At 58.1% G+C, this 20054-nt stretch carries 15 protein-coding genes; 12 read left to right on the top strand and 3 right to left on the bottom strand.

Annotation, left to right across the window (positions count from 1 at the left end; translation table 11 throughout):
- Nucleotides 1-162: 162 nt before the first annotated feature.
- The gene (locus ACHUE7_RS03400) at nucleotides 163-3243 is read right to left on the bottom strand and encodes an AAA family ATPase (protein WP_394168734.1); all 3081 of its coding nucleotides are present in this window, start codon (nucleotides 3241-3243) and stop codon (nucleotides 163-165) included.
- Nucleotides 3240-4385, bottom strand: a complete 1146-nt coding sequence (locus ACHUE7_RS03395; RefSeq protein WP_394168733.1) for an exonuclease SbcCD subunit D — start codon at nucleotides 4383-4385, stop codon at nucleotides 3240-3242. Before ACHUE7_RS03395 ends, ACHUE7_RS03400 begins: the two co-directional genes overlap by 4 nt.
- Before the next feature lie 290 nt (nucleotides 4386-4675).
- Here ACHUE7_RS03395 and ugpB point away from each other — a divergent pair, with 290 nt between their 5' ends.
- The 9 genes from ugpB to ACHUE7_RS03350 all read left to right on the top strand — a co-directional run bounded on the left by ugpB (nucleotide 4676) and on the right by ACHUE7_RS03350 (nucleotide 15195).
- Entirely contained in the window at nucleotides 4676-5977 is a 1302-nt protein-coding gene (gene ugpB / locus ACHUE7_RS03390; RefSeq protein WP_394168732.1) for a sn-glycerol-3-phosphate ABC transporter substrate-binding protein UgpB, read from the top strand.
- A gap of 304 nt (nucleotides 5978-6281) precedes the next feature.
- Complete coding sequence (ugpA, locus tag ACHUE7_RS03385; RefSeq protein ID WP_127556672.1) at nucleotides 6282-7163, top strand: sn-glycerol-3-phosphate ABC transporter permease UgpA; 882 nt, start codon at nucleotides 6282-6284, stop codon at nucleotides 7161-7163.
- Nucleotides 7163-8014 (top strand): sn-glycerol-3-phosphate ABC transporter permease UgpE, encoded by an 852-nt coding sequence (gene ugpE, locus ACHUE7_RS03380; protein WP_394168731.1) that lies wholly within the window; start codon nucleotides 7163-7165, stop codon nucleotides 8012-8014. Before ugpA ends, ugpE begins: the two co-directional genes overlap by 1 nt.
- A gap of 12 nt (nucleotides 8015-8026) precedes the next feature.
- A complete protein-coding gene (locus tag ACHUE7_RS03375) occupies nucleotides 8027-9109 on the top strand; it encodes a sn-glycerol-3-phosphate import ATP-binding protein UgpC (protein ID WP_394168730.1) in 1083 nt (360 codons plus the stop codon).
- Entirely contained in the window at nucleotides 9106-9834 is a 729-nt protein-coding gene (locus tag ACHUE7_RS03370) for a glycerophosphodiester phosphodiesterase family protein (RefSeq protein WP_394168729.1), read from the top strand. The genes ACHUE7_RS03375 and ACHUE7_RS03370 overlap by 4 nt, the downstream gene beginning before the upstream one ends.
- 70 nt (nucleotides 9835-9904) lie before the next feature.
- Nucleotides 9905-10717, top strand: coding sequence for a DeoR/GlpR family DNA-binding transcription regulator (locus ACHUE7_RS03365; RefSeq protein WP_394168728.1), 813 nt, complete (start codon nucleotides 9905-9907; stop codon nucleotides 10715-10717).
- Nucleotides 10714-11505, top strand: a complete 792-nt coding sequence (locus ACHUE7_RS03360) for an HAD-IIB family hydrolase (RefSeq protein WP_394168727.1) — start codon at nucleotides 10714-10716, stop codon at nucleotides 11503-11505. The genes ACHUE7_RS03365 and ACHUE7_RS03360 overlap by 4 nt, the downstream gene beginning before the upstream one ends.
- 6 nt (nucleotides 11506-11511) lie before the next feature.
- The gene (locus ACHUE7_RS03355) at nucleotides 11512-13155 is read left to right on the top strand and encodes a Na/Pi cotransporter family protein (RefSeq protein WP_394168726.1); all 1644 of its coding nucleotides are present in this window, start codon (nucleotides 11512-11514) and stop codon (nucleotides 13153-13155) included.
- A 270-nt stretch (nucleotides 13156-13425) separates the two neighbouring features.
- Nucleotides 13426-15195: an SLC13 family permease gene (locus tag ACHUE7_RS03350; protein WP_394168725.1), complete on the top strand. Its 1770-nt coding sequence runs from the start codon at nucleotides 13426-13428 to the stop codon at nucleotides 15193-15195.
- A gap of 6 nt (nucleotides 15196-15201) precedes the next feature.
- Here ACHUE7_RS03350 and ACHUE7_RS03345 read toward each other — a convergent pair whose 3' ends face one another.
- Nucleotides 15202-16116, bottom strand: coding sequence for an EamA family transporter (locus ACHUE7_RS03345; protein WP_394168724.1), 915 nt, complete (start codon nucleotides 16114-16116; stop codon nucleotides 15202-15204).
- 220 nt (nucleotides 16117-16336) lie between these two features.
- Here ACHUE7_RS03345 and ACHUE7_RS03340 point away from each other — a divergent pair, with 220 nt between their 5' ends.
- The 3 genes from ACHUE7_RS03340 to corA all read left to right on the top strand — a co-directional run bounded on the left by ACHUE7_RS03340 (nucleotide 16337) and on the right by corA (nucleotide 20045).
- Nucleotides 16337-17479: a DUF917 domain-containing protein gene (locus tag ACHUE7_RS03340; RefSeq protein WP_394168723.1), complete on the top strand. Its 1143-nt coding sequence runs from the start codon at nucleotides 16337-16339 to the stop codon at nucleotides 17477-17479.
- Nucleotides 17466-18977, top strand: coding sequence for an ATP-binding protein (locus ACHUE7_RS03335; RefSeq protein WP_394168722.1), 1512 nt, complete (start codon nucleotides 17466-17468; stop codon nucleotides 18975-18977). Before ACHUE7_RS03340 ends, ACHUE7_RS03335 begins: the two co-directional genes overlap by 14 nt.
- A 117-nt stretch (nucleotides 18978-19094) precedes the next feature.
- A complete protein-coding gene (corA, locus tag ACHUE7_RS03330; RefSeq protein WP_394168721.1) occupies nucleotides 19095-20045 on the top strand; it encodes a magnesium/cobalt transporter CorA in 951 nt (316 codons plus the stop codon).
- Nucleotides 20046-20054 lie beyond the last annotated feature (9 nt).

Genomic DNA, 20054 nt, shown 5'->3' with positions numbered 1-20054 from the left:
CACATGATATGAATCCCATCCATGGGATTCACCCTTCGGGCTCGCTGCGCTCATGCTAAAACGCTCCAGGCGTTTTAGTCCCTGCTGCGGACTACCCCCACAGGGGCTTACCCGGCAACCGCCGCTAGTCTTCTCTGGTAACTCCGAAGCTTGGGTTCCGAGTCAGTTCGCAATAATCTCGATCCGGCTACCCGCCTGCGAAGGCCGCACATCTATGCGCTGCGGTATCTGCTCCTTCAGCTCCGACACATGCGAAATAATCCCCACACTGCGGCCATTGGCGCGCAGTTCCATCAGGGTTTCGATGGCCAGATCCAGTGAATCGGGGTCCAATGAGCCAAAGCCTTCATCGATGAACAAAGCATCGAGTCGAATCCCACCCGCATAGGCCTGCACCACATCCGATAGCCCCAGCGCCAACGCCAGCGCGGCCATGAAACTTTCCCCGCCAGAGAGGGTGTTTACCGGTCGGGATTTGCCTGTGTAGGCGTCTTCGACATCCAGATCCAGCCCTGAAGCCACGTTACCCTTGGTTCTGTCTTGCCGTCGCAGCAGCTGGTAGCGGCCTTTGCTCATGGTGGTCAGCCGGTGGCTGGCTTCGATCAGCACGTCATCGAGCAGCACGCTGAGTACGAACCGCTGCAGACTGATGCGCTGGCCATTTTTGCCGCTGGCGACTTCGGCCAGGGTGCCGGTTACGCCGTAGTCGGCTTCCAGTTGTTTGATTTTCTGCAGGGTCTCGGCCATGCGTTTTTTTACGTCGGTGGCCGCTTTTAGCAGGGCTTGCTGTTCATCGTAGTGGCGGGTTACGGCTTCCAATGCGGCTTGGGTCTGTTTCCAGTCGGCTTCCAGCTGCGCCAGGTCTGGCTTGGTTTTATCGGCCAGGGCTGTTTCCTGTTGCTGAATAGACCAGGTGAGTTTTTCACCGGCCTGGCGATGCTCGTCGATCTGGCGTTGCCATTGCTCAAGTTCGGCTTCGTCGTGACGCGCTCGGGTGAAGTCAGCTTCCGCGTCGAAAGGGCTGTCTTCCAGTGCAGAGTGCCAGCGCTTGGCGGCCTCTTCCAGGCCCTGTTTGGCCTCTGCCAACCGGTTGGTCTGGTCCGAAACCCGTGCCTTGGCTGCGGTGAGTGTCTCACTGAAACGGTTTTGCTTTTGCTGGGCCTGCTCCCAACGCTGGCTGATCTGTTCGATGTTCCGGGCAACCTCGCCCAGCCGGGCCTCCAGTGCGCCCGCGACTCGATAGGCTTCGGGAATGGCTTGTTCGAGGCTGTCGACCGCCTGCTCGGCGGCGGCTTTTTCGCTCACGGCCTGCTCGCGCAACGGCCTGGCTTCGGCGTCTTGCTGGTCGATCTGGCTGATATTCTGGCGGGTACTCTCCAGCTGGGTTTTGGCGCTTGCCAGTGCTTCGGCCTGTTGCTGCAGTGTTTTGAGGGTACGCTGGTTTACTTTGTAATCCTGCTCCAGGTCTTCCATCGACCGGTCGGCGTACTCTTCCAGATCTTCCCGCAACCGCTGTGCTTGCTGGCTTGCCTCTTCCGCGCTGTGGCGGGCCCGATCTCGGGCTTGCTGGGCCTTGCTGACGGCGGCCAACTGGGTTTCCAGTGCGGTGCGCGCTTGGGCAACCTGCTCCCGGCTAACCGGTTCGGCATCGGCTTGCGCCGGGTGTGGGTGGGCTTCGCTGCCGCACACCGGGCACGGCTGCCCTTCATTTAACTGAGTCGCCAACTGAGCCGCTTGCCCCAAATGCCAGGCCTGCTCCTGCTTCAGCGCCTCCGTTCTCAGGGCATCGGCGCTGGCTTCGGCGCTGGTCAGTTCCTGCTGCCAGCGATCGGCCTCGGCGTGCTGCTTGGTCGCCGTTGCATCCAGCTCGACCCAGCGGCGTTTCAGCTTGCCCAGCCGAGTCAGCCGCTCCAGCAGATGCTGCAACCGCAACTGCTCGGCAGAAAGATCACCGGATTCCGCGATCTGGCGTTCCAGGCTTTGTAGCTGGGCGTTCAGGCTGGCCTTCTGCTCGCTGCGGGCCCGGGTGTCTTTGTCGAGCTGTTCAACGGTTGAACGGGAGCGCGCGAGGCGCGCTTGACCCGCTCGCAATTGCTCGCTCTGGCTGCGCAGCCGGGTCAGGGTGTCCTGTTCCGATTTCAGCGCATCGAGTCCGCCGTGGGCGTCTCTGGCGGCGGCGACTTCGGCGTCGATGGCCGGTTTTTGCTGTTCCAGGTCGGTGACTGCCTGCGTCAGTTGCGCGAGCGTTTCCTGCTCTTTGGCCTCGTTACGCTGGCTCTGCTGCTGACGCTCCCAGACCGGACCCAGTTTTTCCGCCTGTCGGGCCGCGCTGATCAGAGCTTCTTTTTCTGTGATTGCCTTGGCCTGGGTTTCCCAGTCGCGCCGGGCCGCCTGGTCTTTGGCCAGTTGCTCGAACTGCTGTTGCAGTGCCTGGCTGTCTTCCTGCGCGCGCCGGGCGTTGGCTTCGGCCTTGAGCGTGTCGGCTTGCTTGGTGCGTGCGGCTTCCACGACGGGCGCAAGTTCTGCCAGGCGTTCATCCAGCGCCTCGGCCGTCTCCACGCCTGCCGAATCGAGATGCCCGGCCAGGCGTTCGGTGAGCTTGTCACGTTGGTTGCGGATCTCAGCCGCCTGCTCTTTCAGCCGGTCTTCAATGGCTTTGAAGGTGTGGGTCTGGAACAGCTGACTGAATATGGCTTCGCGGTCGTTCGACGAGACTAACAACAGTTCGCGGAACTTGCCCTGAGGTAGCACCATCACCTGACGAAACTGGTCGGCGTTCAGGCCGGTTAGGGTTTGAATCTCGTCATTGATTTCGCGAATGCCTTTTAAGGGCAGTAAATCAGCTTCCTGCTCGTCAAACGATGACGGCAGCAAGGCCGGGGGCATGCGCCACAGCTTGGCATCGGCCTGTCGCGTCGTGACGCCTTCGCCACGTTTCTTGGCGACTTGCTGAATGGGCGTGCGCTCGATCCGGTAGAGGGTATCCCCGAGTTGAAAGTCGAAAACAATGCAGGTGTCGAGGTCATCGGGTGCCTGGTCGGAGCGCATGCTGGCGGCTTCGCGCTCGCCGCCGGTGGTCACGCCATAGAGGGCGAAGCAAATGGCATCGAGCAGACTGCTTTTACCGGCGCCGGTCGGGCCGTTGATCAGAAAAAGGGCCGACTCGCCAAAGCGGGTGAAATCGACCACTTCTTCGCCAGCGAAGGGGCCAAAGGCGCTGATGCTGAGACGCTGTGGCTTCATGCCTGGCCCTCACTCTGATGCACCGATTGAATGACGGTTTTCAGCGCCTCACGCTGGGCGTCGTTCAGGGCTTCGCCCTGAGTTTGTTCAAAGAAGTCGGCGAACAGTTCCAGTTCGGTGCGCTTCAGTTGCTCGCGGGAGGCCAGCTGTGCCGGGCGGTCGGGCGCCAGGCCCGGTTTTTCCAAATGCAGTACGTGGGGGTAAACCTGGCGCAACTGATTCAGGGTATCGAGTATGGCGCGAGTATCGGTAAGGCGTACCAGCAGGTAGTCGTCGTTGCGGGGGTCATCTTTACCCTCGGCCATCAGGGTATCGAACTCGCCTTCTACGATGCGCAGATCCCGCTCTGGTGTGAGTGGCAGGGCCGTGATGGTTGCTTCGCCTTGTGCTGGCAGCTCTACCCGGGTGACGCCTTTTTTCTGCGTCACTTCCGAAAAGCTGTACTTCATCAGTGAGCCGGAATACCGAATGTGAGCTTCGCCCCGGAACTGAGGCGCGTGCAGATGGCCGAGCGCAACGTAGTCGAAATCGCGCATCGGTTGCCAGCGAACGGTATCGGCCCCGCCCAGTGACAGCGGCCGTTCCGAATCGCTTTCCTCGGCGCCGCTGACAAAACAGTGGGATAGCAGCACCCGTCGCTGGCCCGGCTGAAACGCCGCTTTGATGCGCTCGACCAAAAACGTATGGGCCTCGTCGAAGCTGCGTACATTTTCGTCGAAGACAGACCGAACATGCTCCGGCTGACAATAGGGAATGCCGTAAAACGCCACGTCGCCCCCGGCGTGCGGAATGATGACGGGCGTATCCACCAGCGCCAGGTCGCTGAGAATGTGCAGACCCGCACCCTGCATCAGCCCGGCGCCGAAGCCCAGACGCTCGGGGCTGTCGTGATTGCCACTGATCATGATCACCGGCACCGCCAGGTCGACGCAGAGCCGGCGCAGGGTCTGGTTTAGCAAGGTGACGGCTTCGGCCGGGGGCACCGACCGGTCGTAAATGTCGCCGGAAATCAGCACGACGTCGATCTGTTCCGCTTCCACATAGTCGATGACCTGATCCAGCACCCCGGCCTGATCGGCCAGCAGTGACTGGTTGTGAAATTGTCGGCCCAGGTGCCAGTCGGAGGTGTGCAGCAGCTTCATTGCGTCGGTTCCGGATTCGGGTCGCCAACCTTAGCCGGTCTCGTGACCGGATTAAAGCCGTCCCTGAACGAAGTCGACGCTGTTCAGCGCATTTTCGCTGTCATGTTCGTTCGAACCACAAGATGTATAAAGCGATGAAAATAAATCTCAAACGATCATAAAACTGTCATTTTCTGCCTGTATGGTCGAATTCGCTTGTCAATTATTTTCGTTCGATGCTATTTTTAATGCTCGTTCGAAAAAACATGAACAACAAACTCAAGTCACACTAAAAAGAGTGAGAACGTCTGATGAACAAGAAACTGTTAGTCCTCGCGGTCAGCGCCCTGGGCGCAAGCCAGGCTTTTGCGGCCACCGAAATCGAACTCTGGCACGCCATGGGCGGCGCCCTGGGTGAGAAAGTCGATGAGATCGTTGCTGAATTCAACGGCTCCCAGTCCGATTACGTGGTCAATGCCACCTACCGTGGCAACTACAACGACACCATGACCGGCGCCATTGCGGCCTTCCGTTCCGGTGAACAGCCAGAAATCGTGCAGGTTTATGAAGTCGGCACCGCCACCATGATGGCCGCTGAAGGCGCCATCTACCCGATGTACCAGATGATGGATGAGCTGAGCGACGGCTTTAATCAGGAAGACTATCTGAGCAGTGTTACCGGCTACTACGCTGATGAAAATGGCAACATGCTGTCCATGCCGTTCAACAGCTCGACGCCGGTGCTGTACTACAACAAAGCCATGTTCGCCGAGGCTGGCCTGCCCGATCGCGGCCCGCGCACCTGGGAAGAAATGGATGAGTTCGGCAACAAGCTGCTGGAAGCCGGTTACGACTGTGGCTTCACCACGGCCTGGCAATCCTGGATTCACCTGGAAAACCTGTCGGCTCGTCACAACGTGCCTTTTGCCACTAAAGCCAATGGCTTCGGCGGCATGGACACCGAGCTGGTGTTCAACTCCGACGTTCAGATTGCCCACATCGAGCAAATGGGCGAATGGCAGCAGGAAGGCATTTTCAGCTATTCCGGCCGCACCAATGAAGGCTCTGCCAAGTTCTACAGTGAAGAATGCGGCATGTACACCGAGTCTTCCGCTGGTTATGCCGGTATTAATCGCAATGCCCAGTTTGAATTCGGCGTGAGCCAGTTGCCGTACTGGGAAGCAGTCATCGACACCCCGCAGAACACCATCATCGGTGGCGCCACCCTGTGGACACTGCGCGGCCATGACGATGCCAACTACGAGGCGGTTGCAGCCTTCTTTGACTATCTGTCATTGCCGGAAGTTCAGGCCGACTGGCACCAGTTCTCCGGTTACCTACCGGTTACCTATGAAGCCATTGAGCTGACGAAAGAACAGGGTTTCTACCGTGAAAACCCGGGCACCGATACCTCCATCAACCAGATGACCTCTGTTGAGCCTACGGCCAATTCACGCGGCCTGCGCCTCGGTAACTTCCCGCAGATTCGCGGCATCATCGATGAAGCGCTCGAATCCGTCTGGAACGGCGAAGCGACGGCTGAAGAAGCGCTGAACACCGCAACCGATCGCGGCAATGACCAGCTGCGCCGCTTCGAACGCGCCAATCGATAATGTAGCGTTGCAACTCAAGTTCGAGTTGGGGTTTGCCTGGGTGGCATTGGTCCGCACTGGCCACCGGATGTACCCCTGTGGGGTCGGCGTTAATCCGTCCATGGAGCCTAGGCCGCAGCATCCCTGCTGCGGACTACCCCACAGAGGTACATCCGGCACCCGCCGCTTGTCTCCTCGGCGAAGCTTAATACTTGAGACTGCATGAAACAGCAATGGAGCCCTCTAGCTCCTTTTAACGCCGGCACCCAATTATTTTTCATAGGATGACGGCGTCCTTTTTCACTTTTGCGCAACGAGCCAAACCATGCACGACAATGCGGTTTTCAGCCATAAAGTGCTGCCCTTTTTTTTGCTTGCCCCCCAGCTGATTATCACGCTGGTGTTTTTTATCTGGCCTGCGGGTCAGGCGCTCTATCAATCGTTTCTGATTGAAGATGCCTTTGGTTTCTCGGTGGAGTTTGTCTGGTTCGAGAATTTCATCTATTTGCTGGAAGACCCGGAATACTGGAACAGTGTCCGCGTTACCTTTGTATTCAGCGCCATGGTCGCACTGGTCGGTATGATTCTCGCGCTGTTGCTAGCCGCCATGGCCGACCGGGTGGTGAAAGGCGCTTCCGCCTATAAAACGCTGTTGATCTGGCCCTATGCGGTGGCACCGGTTGTTGCTGCCGTGTTGTGGTGGCTGATGTTTAACCCTTCCATGGGTGTGTTGCCGTTCTGGATGGACGCCTTCGGTTATGACTGGAACCATTACGTCAATTCCGGTGAAGCGATGACGGTGGTGGTGATTGCCTCGGCCTGGAAGCAGATCAGCTATAACTTTTTGTTTTTCCTCGCAGGCCTGCAGGCCATTCCCCGCTCGCTGATTGAAGCGGCGGCCATCGATGGCGCCAGTCCGTTCAAACGCTTCTGGCAAATTGTGTTTCCGCTACTTTCGCCTACTGCTTTCTTCTTGCTGGTGGTGAACATTGTGTATGCCTTCTTCGAAACCTTCGGTGTGATTCACGCCACCACCCTCGGCGGGCCTGGCAGCTCGACCAAGACACTGGTGTACAAGGTGTACGAAGACGGTTTTGTCGGGCTTGATCTTGGCGGCTCGGCGGCCCAGTCGGTCATTCTGATGATTATTGTGATTACGCTGACGGTTGTTCAGTTCCGTTACGTTGAGAAGAAGGTGCAATACTGATGGTTGAGAATCGCCCCTGGCTTACCGTAACCCGGCACCTGGTTCTGATTCTGGGTGTGTTTATTATTGGCTTCCCGATCTGGATTGCCCTGGTGGCTTCCACCAATTCGTCGAGCGAATTTGTCTCTGGTCTGATGCCGTTGTGGTTTGGCGAGGAAGGGTTTGGCAACTTCCGACGTGTGCTGTCTAACGAAGAGCGCGTGCTCGGTGTCAGCGTTTCGGCCTCCTGGATGATGTGGAACAGTTTCATCATGGCTATGGTAATCGCCGTCGGTAAAATTGTGATTTCCATTCTATCGGCCTACGCCATCGTCTACTTTCGGTTTCCGTTTCGCAAAACCTGCTTCTGGCTGATTTTCCTGACGCTGATGCTGCCAGTGGAGGTCCGCATTCTGCCAACCTATGAAGTGGTCGCCAGCTTGGGGATGCTGAATTCCTATGCCGGCCTGACCATTCCGCTGATCGCCAGTGCTACGGCAACCTTTCTGTTCCGGCAGTTTTTCATGTCGGTGCCGAGCTCGCTGATGGAAGCGGCACGCATAGACGGCGCCGGCCCGTACAAGTTCTTCAAGGATATTTTGTTGCCCTTGTCGGTCAACAACATTGCTGCCCTGTTTGTCATCTTGTTTATCTACGGCTGGAACCAGTACCTCTGGCCATTGCTGATTACCACCGATGAGGATTACTACACCATCGTCATGGTGATCAAACGCCTGATGTCGGCCGGTGAAGGCAACATTCCGTGGAACATCATCATGACCACCACCATTCTGGCCATGCTGCCACCGGTTATTGTGGTGCTGGGCATGCAAAAACTATTCGTCAAAGGCCTGATAGAGCAGGAAAAATAAAGGGGATTGAACGTGGCCACAGTGTCATTGAAAAACATCAACAAAACCTACGCCAACGGTCATCAGGCGATTGAGAATTTGAACCTCGACATTACCGATGGCGAAATGCTGGTGCTGGTTGGGCCTTCCGGTTGCGGTAAATCCACCTCGTTGCGCATGGTCGCCGGGCTGGAGACCATTACCGGTGGCGACCTCTACATCGACGAGGTGCGCGTGAATGATCTGGAACCCTCTGAGCGCGATATCGCCATGGTGTTCCAGAATTACGCACTCTACCCGCACATGACGGTGTTTCAGAACATGGCCTATGGCCTGAAAAACCGTAAAGTGCCCAAAGACGAGATTCAGAAAAAGGTCGAGAAAGCCGCCGAGATTCTGGAAATCACCAATTTGCTGCATAACAAGCCCGGCCAGCTTTCCGGCGGGCAGCGCCAGCGCGTTGCTATGGGCCGCGCCATTGTGCGCAACCCCAAGGTGTTTCTGTTTGACGAACCGCTGTCGAACCTCGATGCCAAACTGCGGGTACAGATGCGCATCGAGATCAAACGCCTGCAGCAGGAATTTGCGACCACCGCTATTTATGTAACGCACGATCAGGTTGAAGCCATGACCCTGGCTGACCGTTTGGTGGTGATGAACGAAGGCAACGTCGAACAGGTTGGCCCGCCAATCGAACTCTACGAAAAGCCGGCCACGCAATTCGTGGCAGGCTTTCTCGGTTCACCGGCGATGAACTTTCTCGACGCCAGTCTGAACGGCAACCGGCTGACTCTGTCGCCTGATGTGGTGCTGGAACTGAACGACCCGAATCTGCCTGGCGATGCGCACGACCTCGACGTGGTGCTGGGTATTCGCCCGGAACACATGGAAGCCTGCGAGGAAGCCGAAGCCGACTTCACGCTCAGCGTCGACATGATTGAACCGCTGGGTGCGGATACCCTGTTGTACGGCTATTTTCCGGGCACGGAAGCGCTGATCACCTCGGAGCAGCCTGGCAAACAGCAATTCAAGCGCGGCCACCGGCTGCCCTTGCGCGTCGACCGGGAGCGGTGCCACCTGTTTGAAAAGGCCACCGGCAAGAGGCTGGGTTCATGATTGCCAGCCGCCTGATCGCTCATCGCGGTGCCTCGTTACTGGCACCGGAAAATACCCTGGGGGCGATGACCAAAACCCACGAGATCGGCACACCCTGGGTGGAAATCGACGTCAACCGCCTGGGTGATGGCACTCTGGTTATGTTTCACGACGACCAGCTCGGCCGGCTGACCTCGGCCCGGGGCCGGCTGTGCGACCAGCGCTGGGAAGATGTGAAAGCGCTGGATATCGGCAGCCATTTTTCGGCTGACTACAGCGGGGAACGCATAGCGACCCTGAGCCAGGCGCTGGATCATATACAAACACTGGGGCTCGGCCTGAACCTGGAGATCAAGGTCTACCCGGAGTTCACGCCCGAGCAAATTGTGTTCGATACCATTAAGGTGCTGGATACTCAGTGGCGCGACACAGACAAACTGCTGATCTCGAGTTTCAACTCCGAGGTGCTGAATTTGTTGCACCATTGGCGGCCTGACTGGCAATGCGGCCACCTGTGGGAGCGCATTCCCAACGATTGGGCAGAGATCGCGGAAGAGCTGAATCTGGTGAGTGTGCACTGTGACCACCGTTATCTTACGCTAGAGCAGGTACGCCAGATTCGCGCCAGCGGTCTCGACCTGTATTGCTACACCGTGAACGAGCCTGAGCGGGCAGCGCACCTTCTGCAGCTGGGTGTTGATGGTATTATCACCGACGACCCACTGTTGCTCGGCGCCAGCCGGTAACACCACAAGGGGTCACTGGCGACCGTTGTGGCCAGCCTGAACCCTGTTTTTGCACCGGAACCGTGAGCCGATGAAAATCACAGAACGCCAACAAGCCATTCTCGACTGGGCACAGCTGCAGGAGCATCTTGAAGTGGATGCCCTGGTCGACCGGTTTGGGGTAACGCCGCAAACCATTCGACGCGACATCAACCAGCTGTGCGAGAGCGGGCTGTTGCGACGCCGCTATGGTGGCGTCAGCCTGCCCTCGTCGGTATCCAACTTGTCGTTCACCTCGCGCCAGGTGCTGAACCAGTTCGCCAAACAATCCATTGCCCGCAAAGTCGCGGCGATGATTCCGGACAACTCCTCGGTATTTCTGGGCATCGGTACCACCCTGGAGTTCGTGGCGCGGGAACTGTCGCAACATCAGGGGCTGAAGGTGCTGACCAACAACCTCAACATTGCCTCGCTGTTGTGCAGCTGTCCCAACATCGATGTCATCGTCTCCGGCGGTCAGTTGCGCCACAACGACCACGATGTGGTCGGCCAGGAAACCACCCGCTTCTTTTCCGATTACTACGCCGACTATGGCCTCATCGGCACCGGCAGCCTCGACCCGGAGCGTGGCCTGATGGATTTCGATATGCGCGAGGCCCAGATCAGCCGCGCCATTCTGGATAACAGCCGGCACCGGGTGCTGGTTGCCGATGCCAGCAAATGGGAACGCCAGGCGCTGGCCCGGGTTACGCCCTTTACCGCCCTGGACTGGTTCGTGACCGATCAACTCCCCGACGGCCGGGCCGACTGGCGACCCACCGCACTGACCGTTTTTGAAACCGGCAACCCGGCCGATGATTCGCACGCAGCACCTACTGACACAGAGGTCACCCCCACCGAATGAAAACTCTGGATTTTAGCCAGGCGCGGTTCCTGTTAACCGACGTCGACGACACCCTGACCACCCACGGCCGACTGCTGCCGCAAACCTACCAGGCACTCTGGGCACTGGCCGATGCCGGCATCCATATCATTCCGGTGACCGGTGGCTGCGCCGGCTGGTGCGACCAGATCATTCGTACCTGGCCGGTGGCCGGTGTGATTGGCGAAAGCGGTGGCTTCTATATTGTCAAAGACCCGGAACAACGCACGCGCTGGCACTACTGGCAGGACCTGGCGACCCACCGGGCGGACCAGGCAGCCATTGTGCAGACGGTCGATAATTTGGCGCTGCCATTTGAGGTGAAGTACGCTAAAGACCAGTCGTTCCGGCACGTCGATGTCGCGATCGATTACAATCAGGACGCTCGTCTGACTCCGGTGCAGGCCGACACCGTGGTACACTCACTGCGCCAGGCTGGGTTCAGCGTGAAAAAAAGCTCGATCCACATCAACGTCTGGCGCGGTGCCTTCGATAAAGGTGCCATGGCTCGCCGCATGCTGGCCGAGCAATGGCAGCTGACCGATACCCAGATGCAACAACAGGTCGTCTTCGTCGGCGATGCCCCCAACGATGAAAGCATGTTCGAGTTTTTCCCGAACTCGGTGGGCGTTGCCAATATTGCCCGACACCTTGAGCACATGACGCACCACCCGAAAGCCATAACGCCCTCTGCCTCGGGCGATGGGGTTACTGAACTGATACAGACCTGGCTGGCAACCAAAGGCCAGGCAACAACATTGGGACAATAACGGAACATGGGAGTTCTGATTCAACTGGCCGGCGCCATTGCCCTGCTGCTGTGGGGCATACGCATGGTCCAAACCGGTTTCAGCCGGCTGCTGGGCAGCCGCATGGAACGTCTGCTGCGTAAAACCACCCGCAATCGCCCACTCGCCTTCAGCAGCGGTGTCAGCGCGGCGTTTCTGTTGCAATCCTCGACGGCGGTTGTGTTGATGGTCGGCGGGTTTACCGCCTCCAACATGATGACGCTTACGGCGGCACTGGCCACCGTACTCGGCGCTGAATTCGGCGCCAGCCTGGCGGCGTTTCTGCTCAACCTCGATGTTCAGGCGCTGGCGTTACCGCTGGTACTGCTCGGTTTTGTCTTCTTCAAAAACAGCACAAGCAGGGCCTGGAAACACACCGGACGCATTACCATTGGTGTTGGCCTGGTGTTGCTGTCCCTTGATCTGATTGGCCAGTCCACCTCGATGCTGAGCCACAGCGATATCACGACGCTGATCATCAACCGGGTAGAATCCGACTCGGCGCTGGCCATTACCATGCTGGCCATTCTGACCTGGCTGATTCACTCCACCCTGGCCAGCGTGTTGCTGATTGCCCAATTCGTCAGCGACGATGCGATCAGCATGAATGCGGGGCTGTTTATGTTGCTGGGTGCGAACCTCGGTGGCGCCATGCCCGCGCTGGTCGCCGGCTGGTCACTGAACCGCAAGGGCCGACAGGTGGTGATCGGCAATCTGATCTTCCGCGGTATCGCCATGGTACTTGGTTTGCTGATTTTGACGCTGACGGCCGGGCATCTGAGCGACTTCCTGCCCGGCGGCTCTGTTGGCATTGTCGTCGCGCACAGTCTGTTGAATCTGATCAACGGTCTGCTGCTCCTGCTGTTCCTACCCTGGTTGCTGCCGCTGATCAGCCGCACTGCCCCCGGCGAGGAAGAAGGCACCGATTTGTCGCAGGAAGACGAGATGCCCATTTATCTCGCCATCGACGATATTCACAATCCGCGCCGGGCAATCGCCAACGTGCGCAACGAGGCGATGCACATTGCCGATGTTGTGTTTCGCATGCTGAACAACAGCATGGATGCGTTTGACGACAAGGATCTGGCCCGCCAGATCAGTGAACTCGACGACGACATCGACCGGCTGCATCGCGAGGCCCTGAATTACATTCTGTCGATCGATAAGTCGGATCATTCCCATTCGACACAACCGCTGCGCCGTGAAATCATCATCTACATGACCAACCTGGAACACATTGGCGACATCATCGATGCCAGTCTGATGCACCAGGCGCGCACCAAAGTGCGCAACAATGTGGAATTCGATGCTGAAGAAAAAGCCGTGCTCAACCGATTGCACGATGAGCTGGTCGATGCGTTTCGTCTGTCGCAAGCGGTGTTTACGAGCGATAGCCTGACCCTCGCCCAGGATTTGCTCGCAGTGAAGCGCCATTACCGTACCGAAATCATGGCCGCGCGCCATGCTCACCTCGACCAATTGGGCGGCCACCACTCGGAAAACCTTCTGTCGACTCAGATCTTCATCGACGTACTGCGCGATATGCAGCGCATCTGTTCCCACCTGACAGCAGTGGCCTACCCGGTGATCAAGCGCAAAAAAGCCGAAGTGGCTTCAGTTTCGAGCGAATGACGGTGTTGTGCCTTAATCCGCACGGGGAACCGGGTATGCCCCTGTGGGGTCGGCGTGAATCCGTCCATGGAGCCTAGACCGCAGCATCCCTGCTGCGGACTCCCCCACAGGGGCACACCCGGTGCCCCGTGCTAGTCTCCTTGCTCAGGCTTGAGCATCTATAAAACAACTCCTTATATCTAATAGTTAGTTATAGATTCTTTTTAATTCATTTATAGAATCATCGGCCTTGGTTACTCTTGGGGTTTTCCGAGCGGGAGCACCCCCTGAATGACCTGGCAAGGCTGCGCCACCATTGCACTGGCACTGTTCGCCCTGGCGGCGATGGCCAGCGGTCGTTATGCGCCGCATTGGGTGATGCTGGCGGTGATGATTGTGCTCAGCGCCAGCGGCATTATCAGCCCCGAAGCAGCCCTGGCCGGTTTCAGCAACACCGGCGTGATGACCGTGGCCGCCCTGTTTGTGGTCGCCGCCGGCATTCATAACTCGGGCGGAGTGGATGTGCTGGTGCACCGCTTTCTGGGCCGGCCCGCCTCTACCCGCAGCGCCCAGGCGCGCATTATCTTCCCGGTGGCGCTGCTCAGTGGCTTTCTGAACAACACGCCCGTTGTTGCAACGCTGATTCCGGCCATTCACGCCTGGTGCCGCCGTATAGGCATTGCTCCGTCCAAACTGATGATTCCGCTGAGCTATGCCGCCATTCTGGGTGGCACCCTGACGCTGATGGGTACCAGTACCAACCTGGTGGTCAACGGCCTGTATCGGGACCTGACCGGTGATACCTCGCTGTCGCTATTTTCCATTACCGCCATTGGCTTACCTGTGGCGTTGATTGGCCTGGTCGCCATTATCTGGGTCTTTCCCCGGGTTCTGCCGGAGCGGCAGGATGCCCAGAAATTTGGTTCACTGCGGGAGTTTACGCTGGAAGTGCGGGTGAACCCGACCGGGCCTCTGGTGGGCAAAACCGTTGATTCGGCCGGTTTGCGTAACCTCGACCGCTTGTACCTGGTCGAAATTGAACGCCAGGGCAGCGTGGTGACGGCGGTGCCCTCTGAAGAACGACTGATGGGTGGCGACCGTCTGGTGTTTGCCGGTGAAACTCAGGCCATTTCCGACTTGCTGCGCATTCAGGGCATTGTGCCTTCCACCCACGATGACGAACCCAGCCTCGACCAGCACCGGGCCGAGCGTCGTCTGGTTGAAGCGGCTCTGTCGCCCCGGTCTGATGTCATCGGCCAGACCATTCGCGATGCCCGCTTTCGGGACCGCTTTGGCGCCGTGGTGCTGGCCGTGGCCCGCCATGGGAAACGGGTACAGGGGAATCTGGGCAATATTCGGCTGCAAGCGGGCGATGTGCTGTTGCTGGAAGCCCGGCCCGCCTTTGTGAGCCGCCAGCACTACGCACAGGATTTCCTGCTGATTAACGATCTCGAAACCGAACGGCCGCGCCACGATAAAGCGGGCCTCGCCTGGGTGATACTGGCTGTTGTGGTGTTAAGCGCCACCTTCGGCTTGCTCAGCATTCTCAATGCTGCGCTGCTGGGTGCCTCGGCCATGATCGCCACCGGCTGCCTGCGCGTCAGCCAGATTCAGAAAAGCCTCGATGCCCCGGTATTGCTGACCATTGCCGCCTCGTTCGCGCTCGGCAACGCGCTGCAGATAACCGGTGCCGCCGGAGTTATCGCCCAGTGGCTGGTGTCACTGAGTGGCGGCGACACCTTACTGATGCTGATCATGGTGTATTTCACGGTATCGGTACTGACCGAAATCATCACCAACAACGCCGCAGCCGTGGTGATGGTGCCGATTGTGCTCTCGATTACCAGTGCCGCGAACGTCGCGGCCGAACCCTTCATCATCGGCGTGATGATGGCCGCCTCGGCCAGCTTCGCCACCCCACTCGGCTACCAGACCAACCTCATGGTCATGGGCCCGGGCGGCTACCGGTTCAGTGATTACCTGAAAGTCGGACTGCCAATGAATATGCTCATCGGCGCTTCTACCCTTGTGGTGATCAGCCTGCGTTATGGGTTGTTTTAGTCGGACTCATGCCTTGCGCATCAGGCTCAACCAAACGATGCCACCTAACACGACGGCCCCGCCTACCAACTGAACCGGGGCGAGTACCTGCCCCAGAACCACAAAACCAAACAACAGCGATGCCACCGGCTCCAAATTCATTACCGGGGCATTTCTAGACATGTTGAGCCTGGGCACCAATACAAACAACACCGTTGAGGCGGTGCCATAAAGAGCGGCCAGGCTGACCAGGGCAACCCAGCCGGACTGACTTTGGGGCAAATCCAGACCGCCAGGCAGAATGCCCAGCAGGCCACCTACCGCCATGAGTGCCAGAACAGCCATCATCGTAAAAACACTGCGAACGGCTCCTGGTAGACGGGAAAGCCGGTTCTCGGTGACCCAGATAGCCACGGCAAAAAACAAGGCCGCTGTTTCCGCCAACACCACACCCGATAACCAGTCCGGCCCCATGGCTGTGGGGTCGGATAGCCAGGTGCCCAGATCCAGCACCATGATCAGGCCAATAAGTATCACCACCATAATCGCGGTGAACCGAACGCTAGGCCGCCGTCCACCCAGTGCCCAAGTCAGCAACGCATAGAGAATGGGCCAGGTGTTCACCAGCAATAGAGCCACCGCAACGGGAATACGCGCCACGGCGGAATAGAGGCACAGGCTTTGTCCGGCGATCATCACGCCCAATATCAATTGCCAGCGGCGTTTGCCAGCCGGTATTACCAGGCGGTGTCGTTGCGCGATCACCAGGCTAACCATCATCAGAAAAGCGATACTGCCACGCGTCAGAATGGCCAGTAACACGCCGGTGCCATCATCGAACGCCACTCGAGCGGCAACGTGATTGGCGGCGAACAAACAGGCCGCCGACAGCAGGATGGTTATGGCCAGCGGCCGGGACAGAGGTTGTGTGACGTCAGACATACGCTGATGTTAACCCATTTACGGCGAGCCCCTGCCCCTATTATTAACTAAAAGTGATACTTCACAATTATCTGGTGTTTTTCCACTAGTACCAGACGCCACATCCCCCTAAACTGACCAAAGCACCCATTAATACGCTGTGCCTAGAGAGGCCAAAACCGGGCACCTGCCTGCAGTAGTCATGACCAGCGTAACCACAATAATGACCCGGAGGATGGGGATGCCGACCGTACTGAGTTTTGACGACCTGGACAACCTGATCGAAGGCGCCGCCTTTATGGGCAGCGGCGGCGGTGGCCCGCTGCCACTGGCGCGCAGCCTGCTGGCCACCATGAAGCAGCAAGGCATGAACCCGACGCTGGTGGAATGGGCTGAAATACCTGGCAATTACCGGGTGGCAACCACCGCCGGTATTGGCTCGCCCAACGCGGCCGAGTCGGTTCAATCCCCCTTTACCATCGCACCGAAACGCATGATCGAAGCCCTGGAACAGGCCCTGGGTTACTCGATCGAGTGTCTGATTCCCGGCGAAACCGGCCCCATGAACAGCCTGATCCCGATGATGGCGGCCGCGCAACTGGGCATACCTGTGCTCAATGGCGACGGCGCTGGCCGGGCCATGTCTACGCTGGCGATGAGTACCTTTAATGCCGTCGCGCCCACACAGCCTTATTTGCTGGGTAACGAAACCGAAACCCAGACCGATCAGGTCACCGCCCAGCTTACCGTGCAAACGCCAGAGCAAGCCGATGCGCTGACGCGCGGCATTGTCAGCGAGGCCAGTTTCGGCTCAAGCGGTGCCTTTGCCACCTGGCCTTCGACCGCCGGCCAGCTGGGAAAAGTGGCGGTGCAAGGCTCGGTTGGCCAGGCGATGGACGTCGGCCGCCTGCTGAAACAGGTACGCGCACTGGGAGCAGACCCAGTACCCGCCTTACAACAGTACTTTGGCAGCAGGATGCGTTGCCTTTATACCGGCAAGCTCACCCAGGTCGACAGCCACACGGCCCAGGGCTTTGATATTACCCAGGTGCGCATGGCCAGCGCTGGCCAGCCGGGGCTGACACTCTATGCCTTGAACGAATCGATGATGGCCTGGCGCGACGATCTGGCTCACCCCCTGGCCGTCGGGCCAGATAGCCTGTGCTGGGTTACCGAAGACGGCGTGCCCTTCTCCAATGCCTCCCTGAATGACTACCTGAGCCCGACAGCACCAACCCTGCACCTGATTGGGCTCAGTGCCGTTCCCCAGCTGCTGACACCCAGTATTCTGGCGGCCTATCGGGCTGCGTTGCTGCCTATGGGGTACCCCGGCCCGTACCAGCCGTTGTCTTACTGGGAAGAAGCTGAACATGGACATCATTGAGCAGCTTTTTTTCCGGGGAATGTGGCAAAACACCCGGGACACCATGTTCCTGATTCTGGTGAAAGACGATGACTTTTTCATCCACAGCATCAACCCGGTGCTAGAATCCGCCGTTGGTGTAACCAGTGATCAGTTGAGGGGTACCCGGGTTGCCGATTTCCTGCCGGATCACAAGGTGCAGATTGAACGCTACCGCAAATGCCAGCGTGAAGACAAAACCATTTATTATGAAGAGGCCGGGGTCGCCCCCGATGGCTCGGTTCACTACTTCCACACCATGCTGGTGCCTGTGTGGCACGAGGGTAACCAGTACCTGCTTGGTTCCTCGCGCAACATCGATGACATAAAAGAAGCCGAAACCATTCTGGCTCACGCCAAGGAAGAAGCGGAATCAGCCAACCGGGCAAAGAACCTGTTTTTGGCCAACATGAGCCACGAACTGCGCACGCCGCTGAACGGCATTGTTGGCACCGTCTCATTGCTGCGCGCCCGCAGCCAGGACCCGGAATTGCTCGAAAACCTCGACCTGGTGGAGCGCTCTGCCGCCGCTATGGAACGGTTGACCGCCGATATTCTGGATCTGTCGAAGATCGAGAATAACCGGCTCGATATTGATCTGGCCCCCTGCAATCTGCGGGAACCCGTTCGTGATTCCTTTGTACTGGTGCAACAGCAGGCGGAAGACAAGCACCTCGAGTATTGTTGTGTGGTCGACGACAATCTGCCCGGCCTCGTTCTGGCCGATGCGGCGCGCATTCGTCAGATACTGTCCAACCTGCTGACCAATGCCATTAAATTTACCGACAGCGGTAAAGTGGAGCTGGCGGTTCATTACGAGCAAAAAACGCCGGACACCGGCATCGTCAACTTCAGGGTGAGCGACAACGGCATAGGTATTCCGAAAGAAAAACTGGCCAACGTCGGCATTCCGTTTTACCAGATCAGCCCGGAGCGCAACCGCGGGCATGAAGGCTCGGGCATTGGGTTGTCGGTGTGCAAATCACTGGCGGAACTGATGGACGGCCGCTTTCACATCGAAAGCCAGGCGGGTCAGGGTACCGAGGTCAGCGTTCACCTGCCGGTGAGTATGGTGCAAAGCAGCGCAGACTCAGACCAGACGCCGCAGTTTGGCATACCTGGCGGGCTGAGCATTCTGGTGGCGGAAGACAACCCGGCCAACCAGATCATCATACGGCGCATGGTTCAATTCCTGGAGGCCGATGTGGAGGTGGTGAATAACGGGCTGGCCGCGATCAACCGCATTCAGGAAAAAGCCTTCGATCTGGTGTTAATGGACATCAACATGCCAGAGATGGATGGCATCACCGCCACCCAAAAACTTCGCGCACTGGGCTACACTCTGCCCATTGTCGCGCTCACGGCAGCGGTTATTGATGAAGAGCGCCGGGCCTGTTCTGATGCCGGCATGAACGGCTTCATTCCGAAACCCGTTCGTATCGAAACCCTCAGGGCAGCGATTCGTAACGCTCTTCCCTGACCAACCCGGTATGGTACCAAGACCACATAGTCATGCATTGGCGGCTCGCCAGGGGTGAGTTTGAACGGGGTTCCCGGTACAGTAGAGATACCCGTATGACGCTCAGGATTCTGCATCATGTTGCGACTGTTTAAGCTCGACCAGAACACCATTCACCAGTTACCCAACGATGAACTCACTGAAAAGACCATCGCCGGTGCCGACTGGCTGGACGCCCACGAACCCGACTCTGGCGAGCGGGAACTGATCAATGCGCTGTTGCGTTCGGACTTGCCACAAAGCAGTGATGTGTCACAAATTGAATCGTCCGCCCGTTACTTTGTAGACGACGAGGGCGTTCACGTTCACTCCCTGTTTTTAAGCCACTCGGAAGGCCGGCACAAAACTGCGACGGTCGCGTTTATTCTGCAACCCAAACGTCTGATCACAGTGCGCGAAGGCAAGCTCGCCGACTTTCGCCTGTTGCGTTTGCGTGCCCGGCGTGGCCAGGTAGAAGCCTCCTCTCCGTCCGAGTTAATGATGACCATCTTTGAACAGAAGGTGGAGAACCTGGCAGACTTTATTGAGGACATTCACCGGGACCTGGAAAGCGTCAGCAAAGTGGTTCTGGAAGAAGAGGATTCCGACCTGGAATGGGCCATTGACCAACTGGCCAAGCTGGAAGACAGCAACGGTAAAATTCGCCTGTGTCTGATGGATACGCAACGCTCACTGACCTTCCTGCAACGCCAGGTGCGCAGCCGGCTCTCCAGCTCGGAACTGTGCAATGAAGTGCTGCACGACATCGAGACCTTGCTGACTCACACCAGTTTCCTGTTCGACAAGATCAACTTTCTGATGGATTCCACCCAGGGGTTTATCAACATCAATCAGAACAAGATCATCAAAACCTTTTCCATCGCGGCGGTGGTGTTTTTGCCACCCACCCTGGTGGCCAGCATCTACGGCATGAACTTCAATGTCATGCCAGAATTGAACTGGATGCTGGGCTACCCGATGGCTCTGGCGCTTATGCTCGCCTCCGGCATTGCGCCGTACTGGTTTTTTAAGCACAAGGGTTGGCTGTGAGATGACCAA

The organism is Saccharospirillum alexandrii (assembly GCF_043641555.1).
Lineage (GTDB): Bacteria > Pseudomonadota > Gammaproteobacteria > Pseudomonadales > Natronospirillaceae > Saccharospirillum > Saccharospirillum alexandrii_A.
Note: the sequence above shows the minus strand (reverse complement) of the source record. Positions and strands in the feature narration are given on the sequence as shown.

Coding starts and splice junctions, on each gene's coding strand:
- ACHUE7_RS03370 (WP_394168729.1), top strand. CDS start 9,106: ATGATTGCCAGCCGCCTGATCGCTCATCGCGGTGCCTCGTTACTGGCA.
- ugpE (WP_394168731.1), top strand. CDS start 7,163: ATGGTTGAGAATCGCCCCTGGCTTACCGTAACCCGGCACCTGGTTCTG.
- ACHUE7_RS03400 (WP_394168734.1), bottom strand. CDS start 3,243: ATGAAGCCACAGCGTCTCAGCATCAGCGCCTTTGGCCCCTTCGCTGGC.
- ACHUE7_RS03350 (WP_394168725.1), top strand. CDS start 13,426: ATGACCTGGCAAGGCTGCGCCACCATTGCACTGGCACTGTTCGCCCTG.
- ACHUE7_RS03345 (WP_394168724.1), bottom strand. CDS start 16,116: ATGTCTGACGTCACACAACCTCTGTCCCGGCCGCTGGCCATAACCATC.
- ACHUE7_RS03360 (WP_394168727.1), top strand. CDS start 10,714: ATGAAAACTCTGGATTTTAGCCAGGCGCGGTTCCTGTTAACCGACGTC.
- ACHUE7_RS03335 (WP_394168722.1), top strand. CDS start 17,466: ATGGACATCATTGAGCAGCTTTTTTTCCGGGGAATGTGGCAAAACACC.
- corA (WP_394168721.1), top strand. CDS start 19,095: ATGTTGCGACTGTTTAAGCTCGACCAGAACACCATTCACCAGTTACCC.
- ACHUE7_RS03340 (WP_394168723.1), top strand. CDS start 16,337: ATGCCGACCGTACTGAGTTTTGACGACCTGGACAACCTGATCGAAGGC.
- ACHUE7_RS03395 (WP_394168733.1), bottom strand. CDS start 4,385: ATGAAGCTGCTGCACACCTCCGACTGGCACCTGGGCCGACAATTTCAC.
- ACHUE7_RS03355 (WP_394168726.1), top strand. CDS start 11,512: ATGGGAGTTCTGATTCAACTGGCCGGCGCCATTGCCCTGCTGCTGTGG.
- ugpA (WP_127556672.1), top strand. CDS start 6,282: ATGCACGACAATGCGGTTTTCAGCCATAAAGTGCTGCCCTTTTTTTTG.
- ACHUE7_RS03365 (WP_394168728.1), top strand. CDS start 9,905: ATGAAAATCACAGAACGCCAACAAGCCATTCTCGACTGGGCACAGCTG.
- ugpB (WP_394168732.1), top strand. CDS start 4,676: ATGAACAAGAAACTGTTAGTCCTCGCGGTCAGCGCCCTGGGCGCAAGC.